The 19,813-nt window shown below is 65.5% G+C and carries 16 protein-coding genes and 1 tRNA gene; all 17 read right to left on the bottom strand.

Going from position 1 to position 19,813, the window contains the following annotated elements; genetic code table 11:
- Nucleotides 1-13 precede the first annotated feature (13 nt).
- The 17 genes from VQ065_RS29700 to VQ065_RS29620 all read right to left on the bottom strand — a co-directional run bounded on the left by VQ065_RS29700 (nucleotide 14) and on the right by VQ065_RS29620 (nucleotide 19,540).
- Nucleotides 14-1,024, bottom strand: coding sequence for an ornithine carbamoyltransferase (locus VQ065_RS29700; protein ID WP_003096197.1), 1,011 nt, complete (start codon nucleotides 1,022-1,024; stop codon nucleotides 14-16).
- Between the two features lie 79 nt (nucleotides 1,025-1,103).
- Nucleotides 1,104-2,360: an arginine deiminase gene (gene arcA / locus VQ065_RS29695; protein ID WP_003096196.1), complete on the bottom strand. Its 1,257-nt coding sequence runs from the start codon at nucleotides 2,358-2,360 to the stop codon at nucleotides 1,104-1,106.
- A 21-nt stretch (nucleotides 2,361-2,381) separates the two neighbouring features.
- Nucleotides 2,382-3,830, bottom strand: a complete 1,449-nt coding sequence (gene arcD / locus VQ065_RS29690) for an arginine-ornithine antiporter (protein ID WP_003141893.1) — start codon at nucleotides 3,828-3,830, stop codon at nucleotides 2,382-2,384.
- 798 nt (nucleotides 3,831-4,628) lie between these two features.
- Complete coding sequence (gene dctM, locus VQ065_RS29685) at nucleotides 4,629-5,912, bottom strand: C4-dicarboxylate TRAP transporter large permease protein DctM (protein WP_003096192.1); 1,284 nt, start codon at nucleotides 5,910-5,912, stop codon at nucleotides 4,629-4,631.
- A complete protein-coding gene (dctQ, locus tag VQ065_RS29680) occupies nucleotides 5,909-6,541 on the bottom strand; it encodes a C4-dicarboxylate TRAP transporter small permease protein DctQ (RefSeq protein ID WP_003096191.1) in 633 nt (210 codons plus the stop codon). Before dctQ ends, dctM begins: the two co-directional genes overlap by 4 nt.
- An 18-nt stretch (nucleotides 6,542-6,559) precedes the next feature.
- Nucleotides 6,560-7,555, bottom strand: coding sequence for a C4-dicarboxylate TRAP substrate-binding protein DctP (gene dctP / locus VQ065_RS29675; RefSeq protein WP_003096189.1), 996 nt, complete (start codon nucleotides 7,553-7,555; stop codon nucleotides 6,560-6,562).
- A gap of 240 nt (nucleotides 7,556-7,795) precedes the next feature.
- Nucleotides 7,796-9,184 (bottom strand): two-component system response regulator DctD, encoded by a 1,389-nt coding sequence (dctD, locus tag VQ065_RS29670; protein ID WP_003096187.1) that lies wholly within the window; start codon nucleotides 9,182-9,184, stop codon nucleotides 7,796-7,798.
- Entirely contained in the window at nucleotides 9,181-11,019 is a 1,839-nt protein-coding gene (gene dctB / locus VQ065_RS29665) for a two-component system sensor histidine kinase DctB (protein WP_003141891.1), read from the bottom strand. The genes dctD and dctB overlap by 4 nt, the downstream gene beginning before the upstream one ends.
- Before the next feature lie 59 nt (nucleotides 11,020-11,078).
- Nucleotides 11,079-11,624 (bottom strand): dTDP-4-dehydrorhamnose 3,5-epimerase, encoded by a 546-nt coding sequence (rfbC, locus tag VQ065_RS29660; RefSeq protein WP_003096184.1) that lies wholly within the window; start codon nucleotides 11,622-11,624, stop codon nucleotides 11,079-11,081.
- Nucleotides 11,624-12,505 (bottom strand): glucose-1-phosphate thymidylyltransferase RfbA, encoded by an 882-nt coding sequence (rfbA, locus tag VQ065_RS29655; RefSeq protein WP_003096181.1) that lies wholly within the window; start codon nucleotides 12,503-12,505, stop codon nucleotides 11,624-11,626. The genes rfbC and rfbA overlap by 1 nt, the downstream gene beginning before the upstream one ends.
- Nucleotides 12,502-13,410 carry a dTDP-4-dehydrorhamnose reductase gene (rfbD, locus tag VQ065_RS29650; protein ID WP_003096180.1) on the bottom strand — a complete coding sequence of 303 codons (909 nt, stop codon included), beginning with the start codon at nucleotides 13,408-13,410 and terminating at the stop codon, nucleotides 12,502-12,504. Before rfbD ends, rfbA begins: the two co-directional genes overlap by 4 nt.
- On the bottom strand, nucleotides 13,407-14,465 hold the full coding sequence (rfbB, locus tag VQ065_RS29645; RefSeq protein WP_003096179.1) for a dTDP-glucose 4,6-dehydratase: 1,059 nt from the start codon (nucleotides 14,463-14,465) through the stop codon (nucleotides 13,407-13,409). Before rfbB ends, rfbD begins: the two co-directional genes overlap by 4 nt.
- A 234-nt stretch (nucleotides 14,466-14,699) precedes the next feature.
- Nucleotides 14,700-14,775: transfer RNA gene (locus tag VQ065_RS29640), tRNA-Thr, on the bottom strand.
- 73 nt (nucleotides 14,776-14,848) lie between these two features.
- A complete protein-coding gene (locus VQ065_RS29635) occupies nucleotides 14,849-16,378 on the bottom strand; it encodes a DHA2 family efflux MFS transporter permease subunit (RefSeq protein ID WP_003096173.1) in 1,530 nt (509 codons plus the stop codon).
- Between the two features lie 10 nt (nucleotides 16,379-16,388).
- Nucleotides 16,389-17,573, bottom strand: coding sequence for an HlyD family secretion protein (locus VQ065_RS29630; RefSeq protein ID WP_003096171.1), 1,185 nt, complete (start codon nucleotides 17,571-17,573; stop codon nucleotides 16,389-16,391).
- Nucleotides 17,574-17,587: 14 nt separating this feature from the next.
- The gene (locus tag VQ065_RS29625; protein ID WP_003118019.1) at nucleotides 17,588-19,066 is read right to left on the bottom strand and encodes an efflux transporter outer membrane subunit; all 1,479 of its coding nucleotides are present in this window, start codon (nucleotides 19,064-19,066) and stop codon (nucleotides 17,588-17,590) included.
- Between the two features lie 3 nt (nucleotides 19,067-19,069).
- Nucleotides 19,070-19,540 carry a MarR family winged helix-turn-helix transcriptional regulator gene (locus VQ065_RS29620; protein ID WP_003110596.1) on the bottom strand — a complete coding sequence of 157 codons (471 nt, stop codon included), beginning with the start codon at nucleotides 19,538-19,540 and terminating at the stop codon, nucleotides 19,070-19,072.
- Between the last annotated feature and the right edge of the window lie 273 nt (nucleotides 19,541-19,813).

Here is a 19,813-nt window from a genome sequence, read left to right as displayed (position 1 = left end):
CGCAGGAGCGCGGTCAGATGTCGGCGAGGGTCGAGACGAGGATCGCCTTGATGGTGTGCATGCGGTTCTCGGCCTGCTCGAAGGCGATGTTGTAGGGCGACTCGAAGACGTCCTCGGTCACCTCGATGCCGTTGGCCAGGTTCGGATACTGCTCGGCGATCTGCTTGCCGACCTTGGTCTCGCTGTTGTGGAACGCCGGCAGGCAGTGCATGAACTTGGCCCGCGGGTTGCCGGTGGCCTTCATGATCTCCATGTTGACCTGGTAGGGCAGCAGTTCCTTGATCCGCTCGCCCCAGGCTTCCACCGGCTCGCCCATCGACACCCAGACGTCGGTGTGGACGAAGTCCACGCCCTTCACGGCTTCCTTCGGATCCTCGGTGAGGGTCAGCTTGGCGCCGCTTTCCTCGGCGAATTTCTTGCACTGGGCGACGAACTCGTCGTGCGGCCAGAGCGCCTTCGGTGCGGCGATGCGTACGTCCATGCCGAGCTTGGCGCCGATCAGCAGCAGGGAGTTGCCCATGTTGTTGCGCGCGTCGCCCAGGTAGGCGTAGCTGATGTCGTGCAGCGGCTTGTCGCTATGCTCGCGCATGGTCAGCACGTCGGCGAGCATCTGGGTCGGGTGGTATTCGTCGGTCAGGCCGTTGAACACCGGAACGCCGGCGAACTTCGCGAGTTCCTCGACGATTTCCTGCTTGAAGCCGCGGTACTCGATGGCGTCGTACATCCGGCCGAGGACCCGCGCGGTGTCCTTCATGCTCTCCTTGTGGCCGATCTGCGAGGAGTTCGGGTCGATGTAGGTGACGTTGGCGCCCTGGTCGTAGGCGGCCACCTCGAAGGCGCAGCGGGTGCGGGTGGAGGTCTTCTCGAAGATCAGGGCGATGTTCTTGCGTTGCAGGTGCTGCTGCTCGGTGCCGGTGTACTTGGCGCGCTTGAGGTCGCGGGACAGGTCGAGCAGGTAACGCAGCTCGCGGGTGCTGTGGTGCATCAGGCTGAGCAGGTTACGGTTGTGCATGTTGAAAGCCATGATTGATCTCCTTGTGGGAAGTCGGTGGGCGGCGCCCCTCCTGGGGACGCCGCCGTTCAGCTCGAGAGAGGGTTGTCTGTCAGTAGTCGATCGGGTCGCGGACGATCGGGCAGGTCATGCAGTGGCCGCCGCCGCGACCGCGACCCAGTTCGCTGGCGCTGATGGTGATGACCTCGACGCCGGCCTTGCGCAGCAGGGTGTTGGTGTAGGTGTTGCGGTCGTAGCCGACCACCACGCCCGGCTCCAGGCAGACCACGTTGTTACCGTCGTCCCATTGCTCGCGCTCGGCGGCGAAGCTGTTGCCGCCGGTCTCGACCACGCGCAGCTTCTTCAGGCCGAGGGATTCGGCGACCACTTCGAGGAAGGTTTTCTCCTCGCGACGGATGCTCATGCCGTAGGGGCTGCTCGGATCGGGGCGCAGGCTGAAGGGCACGATTTCCTTGACCACTTCCGGGAAGACCGTGACCAGGTCGCGGTCGCAGAAGCTGAACACGGTGTCCAGGTGCATCGCGGCGCGGGACTTCGGCAGGCCGGCGACGATCACCCGCTCGGCGGCGCCCTTGGCGAACAGCGACTGGGCGACCTGACCGATGGCCTGGCGCGAGGAGCGCTCGCCCATGCCGATCAGGACCACGCCGTTGCCGATCGGCATCACGTCGCCGCCTTCCAGGGTCGAGGAGCCGTGGTCCTTGTCCGGGTCGCCGTACCAGATCTCGAACTCGGCGTTGGCGAACTCGGGGTGGAACTTGTAGATGGCGGTGGTCAGCAGGGTTTCCTGTCGTCGCGCCGGCCAGTACATCGGGTTCAGGGTCACGCCGCCGTAGATCCAGCAAGTGGTGTCGCGGGTGAACTGGGTGTTCGGCAACGGCGGCAGCAGGAAGCTGGAATGGCCCAGGTACTCGCGGTACATCTTGAGGATGTTGGCGCCTTCGCTGGCGGGCAGGTCGTCAGCGGCGACGCCGCCGATCAGGTACTCGGCCAGCTTGCGCGGCTCCAGGCTCTCCAGCCAGGAGCGCAGCTCGCTGGTCAGGCCCAGGCCGACGCTGTCGGCGGTGATCTTGCGATCGAGGATCCACTTCAGCGCTTCCGGGTTCTGGATGGTCTCGGTCAGCAGGTTGTGCATCTCGAGGACGTCGATGCCGCGCTCGCGCATCTTGGTGACGAAGTCGAAGTGGTCGCGCTTGGCCTGGTTCACCCAGATCACGTCGTCGAACAGCAACTCGTCGCAGTTGCTCGGGGTCAGGCGCTGGTGGGCGAGTCCGGGCGAGCAGACCATCACTTTGCGCAGTTTGCCGGCTTCGGAGTGGACGCCAAGTTTGGTTTTTTCCGTGCTCATTTCACGTCTCCAGTGGAGTAATCAGAGGGTGAGGAAACCGTCGTAGAGGCCGTAGGCAGCCACCAGGGCGCCAATGACGACTGCGGCGAAGATCAGTTTTTCGATTCCGGTGAAGATCGGCTGGCCGACCTCGTGCTTGGCCTTGGCGAAGAGGATCGCGCCGGGCGCATACAGCAGGGCGGACAGCAGCAGGTACTTCAGGCCACCGGCGTAGAGCAGCCAGACCGCGTAGACCACGGCGATGCCGGCGATGACCAGGTCCTTGCTGCGTTCGCGGGCATCGTTCTCGTAGGTCTCGCCCTTCAGGGTCAGCAGCAGGCCATAGGCGGCGGACCAGAAGTACGGGATCAGGATCATCGAGGTGGCCAGGAGCAGCATCTTGGTGTACGGGTCCATTCCGTCCGGGTCGCCCGAGGTGAAGAACACCACCACCAGGAACACCTGTACGCAGATGTTGGTCAGCCACAGGGCGTTGGCCGGCACCTGGTTGGCGTTCTCGCGGCGCAGGAACTCCGGCATGGTGTGGTCCTTGGCCGCGGCGAACATGATCTCGGCGCACAGCAGCACCCAGGAGAGCAGCGCGCCCAGCAGCGAGATCAGCAGGCCGACGCTGATCAGCACGGCGCCCCAGTGGCCGACCACATGCTCGAGTACCAGCGCCATCGACGGGTTCTGCAGCTTGGCCAGTTCCGGCTGGGTCATCACGCCCATGGACAGCACGTTGACCAGCACCAGCAGGAGCAGGACGGTGATGAAGCCGATCACGGTGGCCTTGCCGACGTCGGAACGTTTTTCCGCGCGGGAGGAGAAGATGCTCGCGCCCTCGATGCCGATGAACACCCAGACGGTGACCAGCATCATGTTGCGCACCTGGTTCATCACGCTGCCCAGGTCCGGGTTGCTCTTGCCCCAGATGTCGGCGGTGAAGATGTCCAGCTTGAAGGCGAACAGGCAGATCAGGATGAACAGGAACAGCGGGACGATCTTGGCCACGGTGGTGACGGTGTTGATGAACGCCGCTTCCTTGATCCCGCGCAGCACCAGGAAGTGCAGGGCCCAGAGCAGGACCGAGGCGCAGACGATCGCGGCGACGGTGTCGCCCTTGCCGAAGATCGGGAAGAAGTAGCCGAGGGTGCTGAACAACAGGACGAAGTAGCCGACGTTGCCCAGCCAGGCGCTGATCCAGTAGCCCCAGGCCGAGGAGAAACCCATGTAGTCGCCGAAGCCGGCCTTGGCGTAGGCGTACACGCCGCCGTCGAGTTCGGGCTTGCGGTTGGCGAGGGTCTGGAAGACGAAAGCGAGGGTGAGCATGCCGACGGCGGTGATCGCCCATCCGATCAGGACGGCGCCGACGTCGGCGCTGGCTGCCATGTTTTGCGGAAGGGAGAAGATGCCCCCTCCGATCATCGAGCCGACAACCAGAGCCGTTAGCGCTCCTAGTCGGAGTTTTTGGCTGGATTCTTGGGACATTTTCGGAATCTCCCTATAGGAATTGAGAGTGAAGCCATTAGGCGGCAGCGGCTATTGTTGAATGCTGATCCACGTCAATAGCTTCCTACTCAAAGTAATTAGATGACGCATTCCTGTAAGTCGCGAGTGCCAAAGATAGAAGAGGAATCTAAGACCTGCCCGCAATCGGGCGGTTTTTTCATGTGATAAGGGAAGTCTTGCCATCCGCTACGGGGAAAGCTTGAAATTGCTCGAAATCGGGCTATAAGCCGCGGATCAAGCCGGATCGTTGATGCCGATCAATGAATTTCGCGAGACGGTATTCTGACTTTTGGAGGGGGGCTCGCCAGCTTGTTGGCGGTCCGCCGAAAAACCGCCACGGTTTGCCAGAGAAGTGTTTCAGTATTTCGGTGTAGGTGCTTTTTTATTTATAAGTAAAAATAATTTTCCGCTCTCATCAAAGAACGAAAAAGCACAAGGACAGAAATGAAGAAGCCCGGCGTTCGCCGGGCTTCTTCATTTGGGCTTCAGGGTATGAAGACCGCTGGGGGGACGGGATCGCCGCCCACCCGCCGCGCGTGCTGGCGCACGTCGGCACAGGGGGAAGGGGCCGCCATCCGGTTCGTGGCCGAAGGGCGCGGTTCGCCGGGCGAACCGAAAGCCGGTGCCAGGGGCACTGCGAGCGATTGAGCAAGCGGCGTGCCAGCCATCGACAGGTGGCCCGGCCCGTCAACTGCGGGACACGGGCCTGCGGCATGAGCGGATTTTTGCCGAAGGCCCGAGCGCAGGGCGGGGTTTTCCGCCGTCGTTACCGTTCCGTCAGCTCATCCCCAGCCAGTTCGGCAATGCCATGGATACCGCCGGGATGTAGGTCACGATGATCAGGAACACCAGCAGGATCATCAGCCACGGCAGCGCCGCGCGGATGGTCGCGCCCAGCGGCATGCCGGTGACCGCCGAGGTGACGAACAGGTTGAGGCCGACCGGCGGGGTGATCAGGCCGATCTCCATGTTCACCACCATGATGATGCCGAGGTGGATCGGATCGATACCCAGCTCCATGGCGATGGGGAAGAAGATCGGTGCCAGGATCAGGATGATCGCCGAGGGCTCCATGAAGTTGCCGGCGATCAGCAGCACGATGTTCACCACCAGCAGGAACATCCACGGCGACAGCCCGAGGTCGGTGACCCAGGCGGCGATACTCTGCGGAATCTGCTCGGTGGTCAGCACATGGGCGAAGAGCATGGCGTTGGCGATGATGAACATCAGCATGATGGTCAGCTTGCCGGACTCCAGCAGCACCTTCGGGCACTCTTTCAGGCGCATGTCCTTGTACACGAACAGCGCCACGAACGCCGAGTACACGGCCGCGACGGCGGCAGCCTCGGTTGGGGTGAAGGCGCCCGAATAGATGCCGCCGAGAATGATCACCATCAGCAGCAGGCCCCAGAGCGCCTTGCGCGCGCTGGCGATCCATTCGCGAAGGCTGACTCTCGGCATGGCTGGCAGCTTCTTGACCCGGGCGACGATGTAGATCACCACCATCAGGATCAGGCCCAGCAATAGTCCGGGGACCACGCCGGCCATGAACAGCTTGCCGACCGAGGTTTCGGTCGCCGCGGCATAGACCACCATGACGATCGACGGTGGGATGAGGATGCCCAGGGTGCCGGCGTTGCAGACGATCCCGGCGCCGAACGCCTGTGGGTAGCCCGAACGGACCATGCCGGCGATGGCGATCGAGCCGACCGCCGCCACCGTCGCCGGCGAGGAACCGGACAGCGCGGCGAAGAGCATGCAGGCGAGCACCGCGGCGATCGCAAGGCCGCCGCGAATATGCCCGACGCAGGCGTTGGCGAAGTCGATCAGGCGCCGCGCCACCCCGCCGGTGGTCATGAACGCGCCGGAGAGCAGGAAGAACGGGATCGCCAGCAGGGTGTAGTGCTCGGAGGTCTCGAACAGCTTGATCGCCAGCGAGCGTACCGAGTCCGGGCTGAACAGGAGGATCGTCAGCGCACCGGAGAGCCCCAGGGAGACGGCGATCGGCACGCCGATGAACATCAGCAGGAACAGCAGCAGGAAGAGGAACAGGATGGTCATGCTTTCGGCTCCTCGTGCTCGGTCAGCTTCAGCGCGTCGGCGGCCTCGTCGGCCAGGCCCAGGCCGGTCTGACGGTTGCGCAGGATGCGCACGAGGATCTCGGCGAAACGGATGAACACCAGGGCGAAACCGACCGGCACGATCAGGCCGATGTGCCATTGGCGGATGCCGAAGTGGTCGAGGTCCTCGGCGCCGATGCCGGCGATGAACAGGGTCTTCACCCAGTCGTAGCTGGCCACGCAGAGCAGGCCGGCGTAGCCGAGGCAGGCCAGGCAGGCGATCACGCCGAGGACCCGCTGTACCGGCCGCGAAGCCAGCTTCACCAGCACGTCCACGCCGAGGTGCCCGGCGGTGCGTACGCCGTAGGCGATGCCGAGGAAGATCAGCCAGGCGAACAGGGCCTTGGTCAGGGCGTTGCTCCAGGTCATCTCCTGGGCCAGGCTGAGGATGGCGTCGCCGATGGCGAGCAGCGTCTCGTTGCCGCCCTCCCAGAGGTCGGCGAGATCGTAGAACAGCGTGTAGAGGTTATTGAGGACTACATAAACGAAGGTAACCAGCGTCATGGCGGCGAGGAGGAAGGCGATCAGGCCTTCCTCCAGGCGCGCCCAGACGCGCGCGAGCGCGTGCATGGGCTTTCCCTCTTCTTCTTATTGAGCCTGGTTGGCGGCTTCGGCGGCCTTGATCAGGTCGGCGCCGATCTCACCTTCGAACTTCTTCCACACCGGCTGCATGGCCTTGCGCCATTCGGCCCGCTGTTCGGGAGTGAGTTCGATGATCTCGCTGGTCTTGGCCTCGACGATGCGCTGCTTGTCGCCCTGGTTGAGCGCCTCGGCCTGCTTGTTCACCTCCACGGTCACCTCGTCCATGGTCTTGGCCAGAACGCCGCGCACGTCTTCCGGCAGGCCGTTCCAGAACTTGGTGTTGGTGATCACCATGTAGTCCAGCACGCCGTGGTCGGATTCGGTGATGTACTTCTGCACTTCGTGCATCTTCTGCGAGTAGATGTTCGACCAGGGGTTCTCGGTACCGTTGACCACGCCGGTCTGCAGGCCCTGGTAGACCTCGGCGAAGCTCATCTTGCGCGGGTTGGCGCGCACCGCCTTGAACTGTTCCTCGAGCACCTTGGAGGCCTGCACGCGGAACTTCAGGCCGCGGGCGTCCTTCGGCTCGCGCAGGGGCTTGTTGGCGGACAGTTGCTTCATCCCGTTGTGCCAGTAGCCGAGGCCGGTGATGCCCTTGTCCTGCATCGAGGTCAGCAGCTCCTTGCCCTGCGGGCTCTGCTGGAAGCGGTCGACCGCCTGGATGTTGTCGAACAGGAACGGCAGGTCGAAGATCTGCAGTTTCTTGGTGTACTGCTCGAACTTGGCCAGCGACGGCGCGATGATCTGCACGTCGCCCAGCAGCAGGGCCTCCATTTCCTTGCCGTCGCCGAACAGCGACGAGTTCGGGTAGACCTCCACCTTGACCTTGCCCGGCAGGCGTTCCTCCACCAGTTTCTTGAACAGCAGCGCGCCCTGGCCCTTGGGCGTGTGCTCGGCGACGACGTGGGAGAACTTGATGATGATCGGGTCGGCCGCCTGGACGATTCCGGCGACGGTCAGGGAAAGTGCGCAGACGAGCGCCTTCGCGGTGTGCTTGAGCATGAGACTTCCTCTTTGTTCTTGTCTGTCTTTTATGAAGAGGACAGATGTCCTCTCGGCGTGGCCGAACAAGGGAAGTCTAGGCAGCGCAGCGGCAGATGCTGCGTGAATCGGAAAAGCGCCTGGTCTTCTGCTTGTTGGAACGCTCGGGAAGCAGTGAGCAAGCCCTGTGCCAGTCGGGCAAGGGCGTGCAGGGGAGATGCTGCGGGCGCGAATGGCGAACGGCTGGCGGTATTCCGCCATTCATTCGCCATCATCTGGCGGATTCTCGCCAGGCGTGTTGAACGGCAGGCCGTGCTTGCGCAGCTTGTCGTGCAGGGTCTTGCGCGGGATACCGAGGGCCTCGGCGACGCTGCGCAGCGAATTGTGCGGGCGTTCCAGCTCGGCGGCGATCAGCGAGCGTTCGAAGGCCTCGACCTTGGCGCTGAGGTTGTGCGGCTCGTCGGCGGCGTCGGGCAGGACTCCGTCGTCCAGGCTCAGGCCGAGGCCCAGGGCGAAGCGCTCTGCGGCGTTCTGCAATTCGCGCACGTTGCCCGGCCAGTCGTAGGCCAGCAGCCGCGCCGACTGGCCGGCGTCCAGTTCGCGTGGCGTCAGGCCATGGCGCATGGCGCCGGCTTCGGCGAAATGGCGGAACAGCAGCGGGATGTCCTCGCCGCGCTCGCGCAGCGGTGGGATGCGCAAGCTGGCGACGTTGAGGCGGTAATAGAGGTCGGCGCGGAAGCGGCCCTGGTCGGCGGCCTGGCGCAGGTCTTCCTTGGTTGCCGCGATGATGCGGATATCCAGCGGGATCAGCTGGTTGGAGCCGAGCCGCTCGACTACCCGTTCCTGCAGCAGGCGCAACAGCTTGACCTGCACGTCCAGGCTCATGCTCTCGATCTCGTCGAGGAACAGGGTGCCGCCATTGGCGTACTCGAACTTGCCGATGCGGCGCTTCTGCGCGCCGGTGAAGGCGCCGGCCTCGTGGCCGAACAGTTCGCTTTCCACCACCGATTCGGCGAGAGCGCCGGCGTTGATCGCGACGAACGGTCCGTCGCGTCGGCTCGACAGGTCATGCAGGGCCCGCGCGACCACCTCCTTGCCGGCGCCGGTTTCGCCAAGGACCAGCACGTCGGCCTGGATCGCCGCCAGCGAGCCGACCTGCTCGCGCAGGCGCTGCATGCCGGCCGAGCGTCCGATCAGGCGCCCATGCAGTTCGTGGCGTTCGGCCAGGGCCAGGCGCAGGGTGCGGTTCTCCAGGACCAGCCGGCGCACCTCCAGGGCGCGGCGCACGCTGTCGAGCAGGGCGTCGCTGGGAAAGGGCTTTTCCAGGAAGTCGTAGGCGCCGCCGCGCATGGCCTGGACCGCCAGCGGCACGTCGCCGTGGCCGGTGATCAGGATCACCGGCAGGTCGGCGTCCTGTTCGTGCAATTGGCGGAGCAGTTCCATGCCATCGATGCCGGGCATGCGGATGTCGCTGACCACCACCCCGGGCCAGTCCTTGCACTGCGCGGTATCCAGCTGGCGCGCGTCGTCCAGGGTCGCGACCTTGAGCCCGGCGAGGTCGAGCGTCTGGCGCAGGGCCTGGCGCAGGTGCGGATCGTCGTCGATCAGCAGGACCTGGGTCTGGGCATCGAATGGCGCGAAGGGACTCATGCGCGGGTTTCCTCCTGGGGCATGGCGGCGACGCCGGGAACTCCCGGCAGCAAGTGCAGGCGCACCACGGCGCCGCCTTCGAGATGGTTGCCCATTTCCAGGCGGCCGCCGAGGGCGCGCAATAGGTTATCGCAGATGGCCAGGCCGAGGCCGAGCCCTTTGGCGGTGGTCTTGGTGGTGAAGAAGGGTTCGTGGGCGTGGGCCAGGGCGTCCTCGGAAAACCCCGGGCCGTTGTCGCGCAGGGTCAGGATCACGCCGTGCTGGTCCTGGCTGGCGATCACCCACAGGCGCCGTGGCGGAGCTTTCTCGGCGAGCGCGTCGAGGGCATTGGTGAGCAGGTTGCCGAGGATCTGCCGCAAGCGGGTCTCGCCGGCCTGGACCCACAGCGGGGCGTCCGGCACGTCGCGCAGCAGTTCGACGTTCATCGCCCGCCGCCGACTGGCGAGCATCGACAGGGCGTCCTCGATCGCCGGCTGCAGCTGCACGTTCTCCGGCGCCCGGCGCGCACCGCGAGCATAGGCCTTGAGGTGGGCGATGATCGAGGCCATGCGGGTGGTGAGGTCGCTGATCTGCTCGAGATTGCCGCGGGCGTCTTCGGTGCGCTGGTGGTCGAGCAGCACCCGGGCGTTGTCGGCGTAGCTGCGGATCGCCGCCAGCGGCTGGTTGAGTTCGTGGCTGATGCTCGCCGACATGGTGCCGAGGGCCGTGAGCTTGCCGGCCTGGACCACTTCGTCCTGGGCGCGCATCAGCTCGCGCTGGGCCTGCTCGCGTTCGTGGACTTCCTGCTGCAACTGCGCGTTGGCGTTCTCCAGCTCGCGGGTGCGTTCCAGTACGCGCTCTTCCAACTGGCGCTTGGCCTCGGCCTCGAGAGCGATGCGGTCCAGGTAGTGACGGCGGCTGAGGGTCAGCAGGGTAAGCAGCAGGAGCAGGGCGAGCAGGGTCGCGCCGCCGATCAGCAGGACGCTGCGCACCGGCCGTTCGATGAGTGTGCGGGGGGCGTAGATGCTCACCGTCCAGCCGGTTTCCGGTAGCGTCCGGCTCTGGCTGAGCCAGGCGCTCTGCTGCAGGCGCAGGGGCTTCGGGTCCTGCACCGGGTAGGGGATGTTGGCGTGGATCTCGTCGCGCTCCGCCGCGCTCAGCGGCCGACTGGCATGGAAGCGCCAATCCTCGCGCGAGGAGAGGATCACCACGCCGTAGTTGTCTATCACCAGCAGTTGCTCCGGGGAATTGCCCCAGAGCCGTTCGATGTGTTCGAGATCGACCTTCACCACCAGCACGCCGATGATCCGCGAGCCTTCCTTCACCGCACTGGCGAAGTAGTAGCCGCGCTTGATCGAGGTGGTGCCCAGGCCGAAGAAGCGCGCCAGGCGGCCCTGCATGGCCTCGCGATAATAGGGGCGGAAGGCGAAGTTGCGGTGGACGAAACTGTCCGCCTGGGCCCAGTTGGAGGCGACCTGGGTGGTGCCGTCCGGTTGCAGCAGGTAGATCACGTCGGCGCCGGTGCGTCGGCGGATGTCGGCCAGCGCCTCGTTGGCGATCTTCTGCAGCAACGGGTCGCCAGGTTGTTGCAGGGCCTGGCGCAGCACCGGCAGGCCGCCGAGGATCTGCGGCAGTTCTTCGTAGCGGCGCAGCGTACCGAGCAGATTGGCGACGTAGAGGTCGAGCGTCTGGCGGTTCTGCTCGGCCAACTGCTCGCTGTAGTAGCGCTCGGCGAAATATTGCAGGGGCCAGAGCAGCGGCGCGAGAAGCAGGGCGAGGATGACCAGCGAGCGCCAGCGATGGAAATAGGCTTTCAAGACGAACGAACCTGCCGTGGCTGCGAGTATCCGGGGCATCCCGGACGGGATGCCCTAAATTATCACGCCTTGCGCCGAGGCCGGTCGCTCCCTGCCGTTCAGGGGAAGCAGTCGGCGTCGGCGAATGCCTTGCCCTGGCGGTCCTTCTCCGAAAGCAGGGGGGCATCCTGCAGCGGCCAGTCGATCTTCAGCTCGGGATCGTTCCAGACGATGCAGCGTTCGTGTTCCGGCGCCCAGAAGTCGGTGGTCTTGTAGAGGAACTCGGCGTATTCGCTGAGCACCACGAAGCCGTGCGCGAAGCCGGCCGGAATCCACATCTGGCGCTTGTTCTCCGCGCTCAGGCGTTCGCCTACCCACTGGCCGAAGGTCGGCGAGCCGCGACGCAGGTCGACGGCCACGTCGAATACCTCGCCGAGGGTGGCGCGCACCAGTTTTCCCTGGGCTTGCCGGATCTGGTAGTGCAGGCCGCGGAGGACGCCACGGGCGGAACGCGAATGGTTGTCCTGGACGAAGCTGACCGGATGACCGCAGGCCTCCTCGAAGGCGCGCTGGTTGTAGCTTTCGAAGAAGAATCCGCGATCGTCGCCGAACACCCGGGGTTCGAAGAGGATGACGTCGGGGATTGCCAGGCGGGTCGCTTTCATCAGTACACGGTCTCGGTCAGCAGGCGCTTGAGGTATTGGCCGTAGCCGTTCTTGGCCAGCGGCGCGGCGAGTTTTTCCAGTTGCGCGGCGTCGATCCACTTCTGCCGGTAGGCGATCTCTTCCGGGCAGGCCACCTTGAGTCCCTGGCGGTTCTCCAGGGTGGCGATGAACTGGCCGGCCTCGAGCAGCGAATCGTGGGTGCCGGTATCCAGCCAGGCGTAGCCGCGGCCCATGATCTCCACGCTGAGCTGGCCGCGCTCCAGGTAGGCGCGGTTGACGTCGGTGATCTCCAGCTCGCCGCGCGGCGAAGGCTTCAGGTCCCTCGCGATGTCCACCACCTGCTGGTCGTAGAAATACAGGCCGGTGACCGCGTAGTTCGACTTCGGCTTCAGTGGCTTCTCTTCCAGGCTGATGGCCTTGCCGCCCTGGTCGAACTCGACCACGCCGTAGCGCTCCGGGTCCAGCACGTGGTAGGCGAAGACGCTGGCGCCGGTCTGGCGCTGCGAAGCGCTGCCGAGCAACTCGTGGAAGTCGTGGCCGTAATAGAGGTTGTCGCCCAGGACCAGCGCGCTGAGGTCGTTGCCGATGAACGACTCGCCGATCAGGAAGGCCTGGGCCAGGCCGTCCGGCGACGGTTGCACGGCATATTGCAGGTCCAGGCCCCAGTTCGAACCGTCGCCCAGCAACTGCTGGAAGCGTGGGGTGTCCTGTGGGGTCGAGATGATCAGTATCTCGCGGATGCCCGCCAGCATCAGGGTACTGAGCGGGTAGTAGATCATCGGCTTGTCGTACACCGGCAGCAGCTGCTTGGAGATGGCCAGCGTTGCTGGGTGCAGGCGGGTGCCCGAGCCTCCGGCGAGGATGATGCCCTTGCGTTTCATAGTGGTCCCTGCTCGCTCAGTTCCTGGATCATGCGTCCGGCATGGTAGCGCCAGTCGGGCAGTACCAGGCCGAAGACCTGTTGCAGCTTGTGGTTGTCGAGGCGCGAATTGGCCGGGCGCTTCGCCGGCACCGGGTAATCCTCGGTGGTGATCGGCAGGACCCGCTGCGGCGTCGCCTGCAACTCCCAGCCCCGCTCCAGCGCCTGTTCGATGACGAAGCGCGCATAGAGGTGCCAGGACGTCTCGCCGCTGGCGACCAGGTGGTAGGTGCCGCTGGCCCGTGCTGCCAGCTCGGCATCCCAGCGCAGACGCTGCAGGGCCTGGGCGGTGACGTCGGCGATCAGCTCGGCGCTGGTCGGCGCGCCGAACTGGTCGGCCACGACCTTGAGTTCGTCGCGTTGCCCGGCCAGGCGCAGCATGGTCTTGGCGAAGTTCCCGCCGCGCGCGGCGTAGACCCAACTGGTGCGGAAGATCAGGTGGCGGCAGCCGCTGGCGCGGATGGCCTGCTCGCCTTCCAGCTTGGTCTGCCCGTAGACGCTCAGCGGGCCGGTCGGCGCGTCCTCGGCGAAAGGCGCGCTGCCCGCGCCGTCGAACACGTAGTCGGTGGAGTAATGCACCAGCCAGGCGCCGCAGGCCGCGGCCTCCTCGGCCAGTACCGCGACGGCGCGGGCATTGATCAGGCGGGCGTTGTCGGCATCGCTCTCGGCCTTGTCCACCGCGGTGTAGGCGCCGGCGTTGACGATGAACTGCGGCCGCTCGGCGCGAACCAGTCGCGCCAGGCCTTCGGGGTCGGCGAGATCGGCGCGCCGGCGGTCGCAGACCAGCAGTTCGCCCAGCGGCGCCAGGGCGCGCTGCAGCTCCCAGCCGACCTGGCCGTTGGCGCCGAGGAGAAGGATCCGGTTCATGCGTACTGCTTACCCACCCACTCGCGGTAGGCACCGCTGGTTACGTTGGCCACCCAGTCCTGGTTGTCCAGGTACCAGCGCACGGTCTTGCGGATGCCGGTCTCGAAGGTTTCCGCCGGCTTCCAGCCCAGCTCGCGCTCCAGGCGCGTGGCATCGATGGCGTAGCGGCGATCATGGCCCGGACGATCCTTGACGAAGGTGATCTGCTCGCGATAGCTGCGGCCGTCGGCGCGCGGCTGCTCCTGGTCGAGGATGGCGCAGAGGGTCTCGACCACGTCGAGGTTGGCCTTTTCGTTCCAGCCGCCGACATTGTAGGTCTCGCCCAGTTGCCCGGCTTCGAGGACCCGGCGGATGGCGCTGCAATGGTCCTTGACGTAGAGCCAGTCGCGGATCTGCTGGCCGTCGCCGTAGATCGGCAGCGGCTTGCCGGCCAGGGCGTTGTGGATCACCAGTGGGATGAGCTTTTCCGGGAAGTGGTAGGGGCCGTAGTTGTTCGAGCAGTTGGTGGTCAGCACCGGCAGCCCGTAGGTGTGGTGATAGGCCCGCACCAGGTGGTCGGAGGCCGCCTTGGACGCCGAGTAGGGACTGTTCGGCTCGTAGCGGTTGTTCTCGGTGAAGGCCGGATCGCTCGGTGCCAGCGAGCCATAGACTTCGTCGGTGGAGACGTGGAGGAAGCGGAATGCCGCCTTCGCTTCCGGCTCCAGCGCGCCCCAGTAGGCGCGCACTTCTTCCAGCAGGCGGAAGGTGCCGACGATGTTGGTCTGGATGAAGTCCTCGGGGCCGTGGATCGAGCGGTCCACATGGGATTCCGCGGCGAAGTTGAGGATCGCCCGCGGCTGGTGCTCGGCGAGCAGGCGGGCTACCAGCTGGCTATCGCCGATATCGCCGGCGACGAAGGTGTGCCGGGCGTCGCCGTCGAGGCTGGCGAGGTTCTGCCGGTTGCCGGCGTAGGTGAGCTTGTCGAGGCTGACCACCGGCTCGTCATGCAGGGCCAGCCAGTCGAGCACGAAATTGGCGCCGATGAAGCCGGCGCTGCCGGTCACGAGAATCGTCATGAGTCATACCTTGTTCAAGCAGTGGTTGTCCGTAGGGCTGCTTCGACACGTCCCGCCAAGGTGTACCAATCGATCGTGAAGACGACGATTAGTACGGGAAAAATGGCGATCCTGCCAACCCCAGATCTGGTAGGTGCATCTGACCCGGCATTCTATTCGAAGTGCCATCACTGGGTAGAAAGGAAGCAGGATAAAACAAAAAGCCCCGCGCGAGGCGGGGCTTTTCGGGATTCATGGTGCCGGCACCAGGAGTCGAACCCGGGACCTACTGATTACAAGTCAGTTGCTCTACCAGCTGAGCTATACCGGCGAAGAGGGCGACATTATAGCCAGCCGCCGCCAGGAGTAAACCACTGATTTTCCTGCCCGAATGCCGTTCGTCCTCAGTGCCCGGAGGCGGCCGCGCCGGGCTTGGCGCCGAACGGCGGGCGGGCCAGCCAGATGATCACCAGCAGGGCGAGGAACAGCCAGCCGAGCATGGTGAAGTAGTCGATGGTGGACATCATGTAGGCCTGGCTCTGCACCATCCGGTCGAGCAGCGCCGCGTTCGCCTGGGTGTTGCCGCCGAGCTGGGCGAGGGTTTCGTGGGTGGCCGGGTCGTAGAGGCTGATGTTTTCGCTGAGGTAGGCGTGGTGTTGGGTGGCGCGGCGGTTCCAGATCCAGGTGGTCAGCGAGGCGGCGAAGCTGCCGCCGAGGGTGCGCAGGAAGGTGGCCAGGCCGGAGCCGTCGGCGATCTGGTCGGGGGGCAGGTCGGAGAGCAGGATGCTCAGGATCGGCATGAAGAAGAACGCCACGCCGAGCCCCATGATCAACTGCACGATGGCGATGTGCTGGTAGTCGACCTCGGTGGTGAAGTTGGCGCGCATGAAGCAGGTGATGGCCATCGCCAGGAACGACAGGCCGGCGAGCATGCGCAGGTCGAAATGGTTGGCGTAGCGGCCGACCAGCGGCGAGAGGAACACCGGGAGGATGCCGATTGGCGCGGCGGCCAGCCCGGCCCAGGTGGCGGTGTAGCCCATCTGGGTCTGTAGCCATTGCGGGAGCAGCAGGTTGATGCCGAAGAACGCGGCATAGCCCAGCACCAGCGCCAGGGTGCCGGCGGCGAAGTTGCGGTGGGCGAACAGGCGCAGGTTGACGATCGGATGGCGGTCGGTGAATTCCCAGATGATGAAGAAGGCCAGGGCGATCGCCGCGATCAGCGCGCCGCCGACGATGAAGTTCGACTCGAACCAGTCCAGGTCGTTGCCCTTGTCGAGGACGATCTGCAGGGCGCCGACGCCGATCACCAGGGCGATCAGGCCGACGTAGTCCATCGGCGCCTTCTTGATCACCACCGGGCGTGCCTTCAGTTGCTGGTAGACGACGAAAGCGGCGAACAGGCCGACCGGCACGTTGATGAAGAAAATCCACGGCCAGCTGTAGTCGTCGGTGATCCAGCCGCCGAGGATCGGCCCGGCGATCGGCGCCACCACCGTGACCATCGCCAGCAGGGCCAGGGCCATGCCGCGCTTCGCCGGTGGGTAGATGGAGATCAGCAGGGTCTGGGTGATCGGATACAGCGGCCCGGCGACGAAGCCCTGCAAGGCGCGGAAGCCGACCAGAGAAGGCATCGACTGGGCGATGCCGCAGAGGAACGAGGCGAGTACGAACAGCAGCGCGGCGGCGATGAACAGGCGCACCTCGCCGACCCGCCGGGCCAGCCAGCCGGTCAGCGGCAGGGCGATGGCGTTGCTCACGGCGAACGAGGTGATCACCCAGGTGCCCTGTTCCGAACTCACCCCGAGGTTACCGGAGATGGTCGGCAGGGCGACGTTGGCGATGGTGGTGTCGAGCACCTGCATGAAAGTCGCCAGGGACAGGCCGATGGTCGCCATCACCAGGCTGGGCGGGGAGAAGCTGCTGCTTTCGCTCATGCTGGCGGGCTCAACGCTGGGCGGTCTTGCCGTGGTCTTCGGCGAGGTTGGCTTCGATCAGGCGTTCGATCAGCTTGTCGGCCGAGGCCAGTTGCTGCTGGTAGACATCGGTGGAGAACAGCGCTTCGCGCGGTGGCTGCTGGGCCAGGGCCGGGCCGCTCTGGTCGTGCAGGTCGACCTTGACGTCCATCGACAGGCCGATGCGCAGCGGATGCTTCTGCAATTCTTGCGGATCGATATGGATGCGCACCGGCACCCGCTGGACGATCTTGATCCAGTTGCCGGTGGCGTTCTGCGCCGGCAGCAGGGAGAACGCGCTGCCGGTTCCCACGCCGAGGCTGTCGACGGTGCCGCTGTAGCGCACGTCGCTGCCGTAGAGGTCGGAGCGGATCTCCACCGGCTGGCCGATACGCATGTGCTTGAGCTGGGTTTCCTTGAAGTTGGCGTCGATCCAGATCTGGTCCAGCGGGACCACGGCCATCAGCGCAGTGCCCGGTTGCACGCGCTGGCCGACCTGTACGCTGCGCTTGGCGACGTAGCCGGTGACCGGCGCGACGATGGTCGAGCGGGCGTCGTCCAGGTAGGCCTGGCGCAGTTGCGCGGCGGCGGCCTTGATGTCCGGATGGGAGGTGATCTGGGTGTCGTCGACCAGCGCGCGATTGGTGTTCAACTGCTGTTCCGAGCTGGTCAGCGAGGCTTTCGCGCTGTCCAGGGCGTCGCGGGCGTGGGCCAGTTCCTCTTGGGAAATGGCGCCGTCGTCTGCGAGGTTCTTGCGCCGCTTGTAGTCGGCCTCGGCCTTGGCCAGCGCGACCTTGCGGGTGGCGACCTCGGCGCGATAGCCGTCGACGTTGCTGAACAGCCCGCGCACCTGGCGCACGGTGTGGGCCAGGTTGGCCTCGGCGCGTTGGAGGGCGATGTCGGCGTCGCTGGGATCGAACCTGACCAGTTCCTGGCCCTTGCGCACCAGGTCGCCGTCGTCGGCGCCGATGCTGACCACGGTGCCGACGATCTGCGGGGTGATCTGTACCACGTTGCCGTTGATGTAGGCGTCGTCGGTGTCCTCGTGCCAGCGGCCGTAGAAGAACTCCCAGGCCACGCTGGCCAGGGTGGCGAGGACGATCACGGCGAGCAGGATCAGCAACCAGCGCTTGCGCTTCGGGTTGCCGGCGGGGGTTTCGCTGTTGGCGGTAGTCATGGTGGGTGCCTCGTTCATTCTGCCGGCGCTTTCGCGGTAGCGAGCGCAGCGGAGCGGGAATCGGGTTGGAAACCGCCGCCCAGGGCCTGGACCAACTGGACGGAAAGATCGATCTGCTGGCTCTCCAGGCTGGCCAGCTGGCGTTCGGCGACCAGCAGTTGCTGTTGCACGCTGAGGGCGTCGAGGTAGCTGCCGACGCCTTCGCCGTAGCGACGCATGGCCAGGTCGAAGTTGGACCTGGCGATATCGCGGGCCTGGCGCTGGTCGATCACCTGCTGCTCCAGGGAGCGCAACTTGCCGAGGTTATCGCTGACCTCGCCGAGGGCCTGGACCAGCGTCTTGTTGTACTGGCCGACGGCCAGGTCGTAGTCGGCGTCGCGTTCGGCCAGGTTGGCGCGGCGGCGGCCACCGTCGAAGATCGGCAGGGAGATCGCCGGCGCCACCTGGAAGAAGCGGCTCGGCGCCTGCAACACGTCGCTGGTGTGCAGGGCGGCGAGGCCGGCCATCGCGCCGAGATTGAGGTTGGGATAGAACTCGGTCTTTGCCGAGTCGATGTTGCGGCGCGCCGCCTCGACCCGCCAGCGCGCGGCAACGATGTCGGCGCGGCGGCCGAGCAGCTCCGCCGGGAGCACCGAGGGCAAGCTCAGGCTGGCCGGGTTCAGCGGTTGCGGGCGCTGCAGTTCGAGACCGCGATCGGGCCCCTTGCCCAGCAGCACGGCGAGGGCGATGCGGGCGCTGGCGATGTCCTGCTCGGCGGCGCTGAGCTGCTGGCGGGCGGTGGCCAGCTGGGTCTGCGTCTGTTGCAGCTGGACCTTGCTGTCGAGTCCGGCGCTCATGCGCTTCTGGCTCAGCTCGGTCATGCGCTGCGAGCGTTTCAGTTCTTCCTCGGCGAGATCGCGCACGGTAAAGGCGTGGGCGAGGTCGCTGTAGGCGCGGGCGATGCTCGCCGAGAGGCCGATGCGCGCGGCCTGGCTGTCGATCCGGGCGGCATTGGCCTGGCCGAGGGCGGCTTCCCAGGCGGCGCGCTCGCCGCCCCAGAGGTCGAAGTCGTAGTTGAAGCCGAGCGACAGGTACTTGATCGCCGAATAGCGGCCGCCGAGCGGTGCCGGGGCCACGCTGGTCGGCGCGCGGATGCCGGAGTAGCTGGCCTTGGCGTCCAGCGTCGGCTGGCGCGCGGCATCTTGCGCCTGGGCCGTTGCCGCCGCCTGGCGCGCACGCGCCTCGGCGATCTGCAGGTCGGGGGTGCCTTGCAGGGCTTCGCCGATCAGTTGGTCGAGCTGCCGGTCGCCGAGCCCGGTCCACCAGTCCTGGCGCGGCCAGGCCGCTGGCGAAAGGGCTACGCCGTCCAGGCTCCTGCCCGCCTGGAGGGCGCCTGCCGGTTGCAGTCGGGCGTTCGGTTCCAGGCCTTCGGAAGTGACGCAGCCGGCGGCCAGCACTATCGCCGAGGCCAGCGCCAATCGCTGCGGCCAGGGATGGAGAAGAGGGAACGGCATGGATCAGGACTCCTGCAGGCTGGCCCTAGGGCAGCCGGCGTGTAGCAGAACCTTGGTCAGCAGATGGGTCAGCGTCTGCAATTCTTCCGTGCTCAGGCAGGCGACCAGCTCGTTCATCGCCGCCGAGGCGATCAGCGGAAGCTGCTCCTGGACCTTCCGTCCCGCTTCGCTGAGATCCAGGCGCAGGCAACGGCGGTCTTCGGGACAGCGGCCGCGCAGCAGCAGCCCTTTTTTCTCCAGGCGCGCCAGCATGCGCGTCATCGAGCCGCTGTCCACCGACAGCTCGCGACACAGTTCGACCGGACTGTTGGCGCGGTTGAGACCGACGAAGATCAGCACCTTGAACTGGGCGGCGGTGATGTCCAGCGCGGCGAGGTGCTTCTCGAGGATGCGGTCCTTGGTCGCGGCACTGACGCCGATGAGCTGGCCAATGGAGCCCTTGAAGGGAAAGTCGGAGGCGCTGTAGTGACCCATGGTGGAGGGGATCGCTGTCTAGGCAGGGAAAGTGTTTCAAAATAATACTGCCTAGGCAGCGATTAACAAGAGCTCAACCGTTGCAATAAAAGAACAATCCGTTCCTTCGAACGTCATACGATGCCGTTTTGCAACTATTGCCGGTGCCGAAGTCCACTTTCGGATTAACCGGAAAGCCAGGCTTATGCACAAGCGGGCAAGGGATAGGAAGGAAACGCTCTAAGAGTCGCTGCGGTTATTTCGGTTGTTAACAAGATATTGTTTTATATGGAT

The organism is Pseudomonas sp. KBN10P06128 (assembly GCF_037574945.1).
In the GTDB taxonomy this organism is placed as follows: Bacteria; Pseudomonadota; Gammaproteobacteria; order Pseudomonadales; family Pseudomonadaceae; genus Pseudomonas; species Pseudomonas aeruginosa.
Note: the sequence above shows the minus strand (reverse complement) of the source record. Positions and strands in the feature narration are given on the sequence as shown.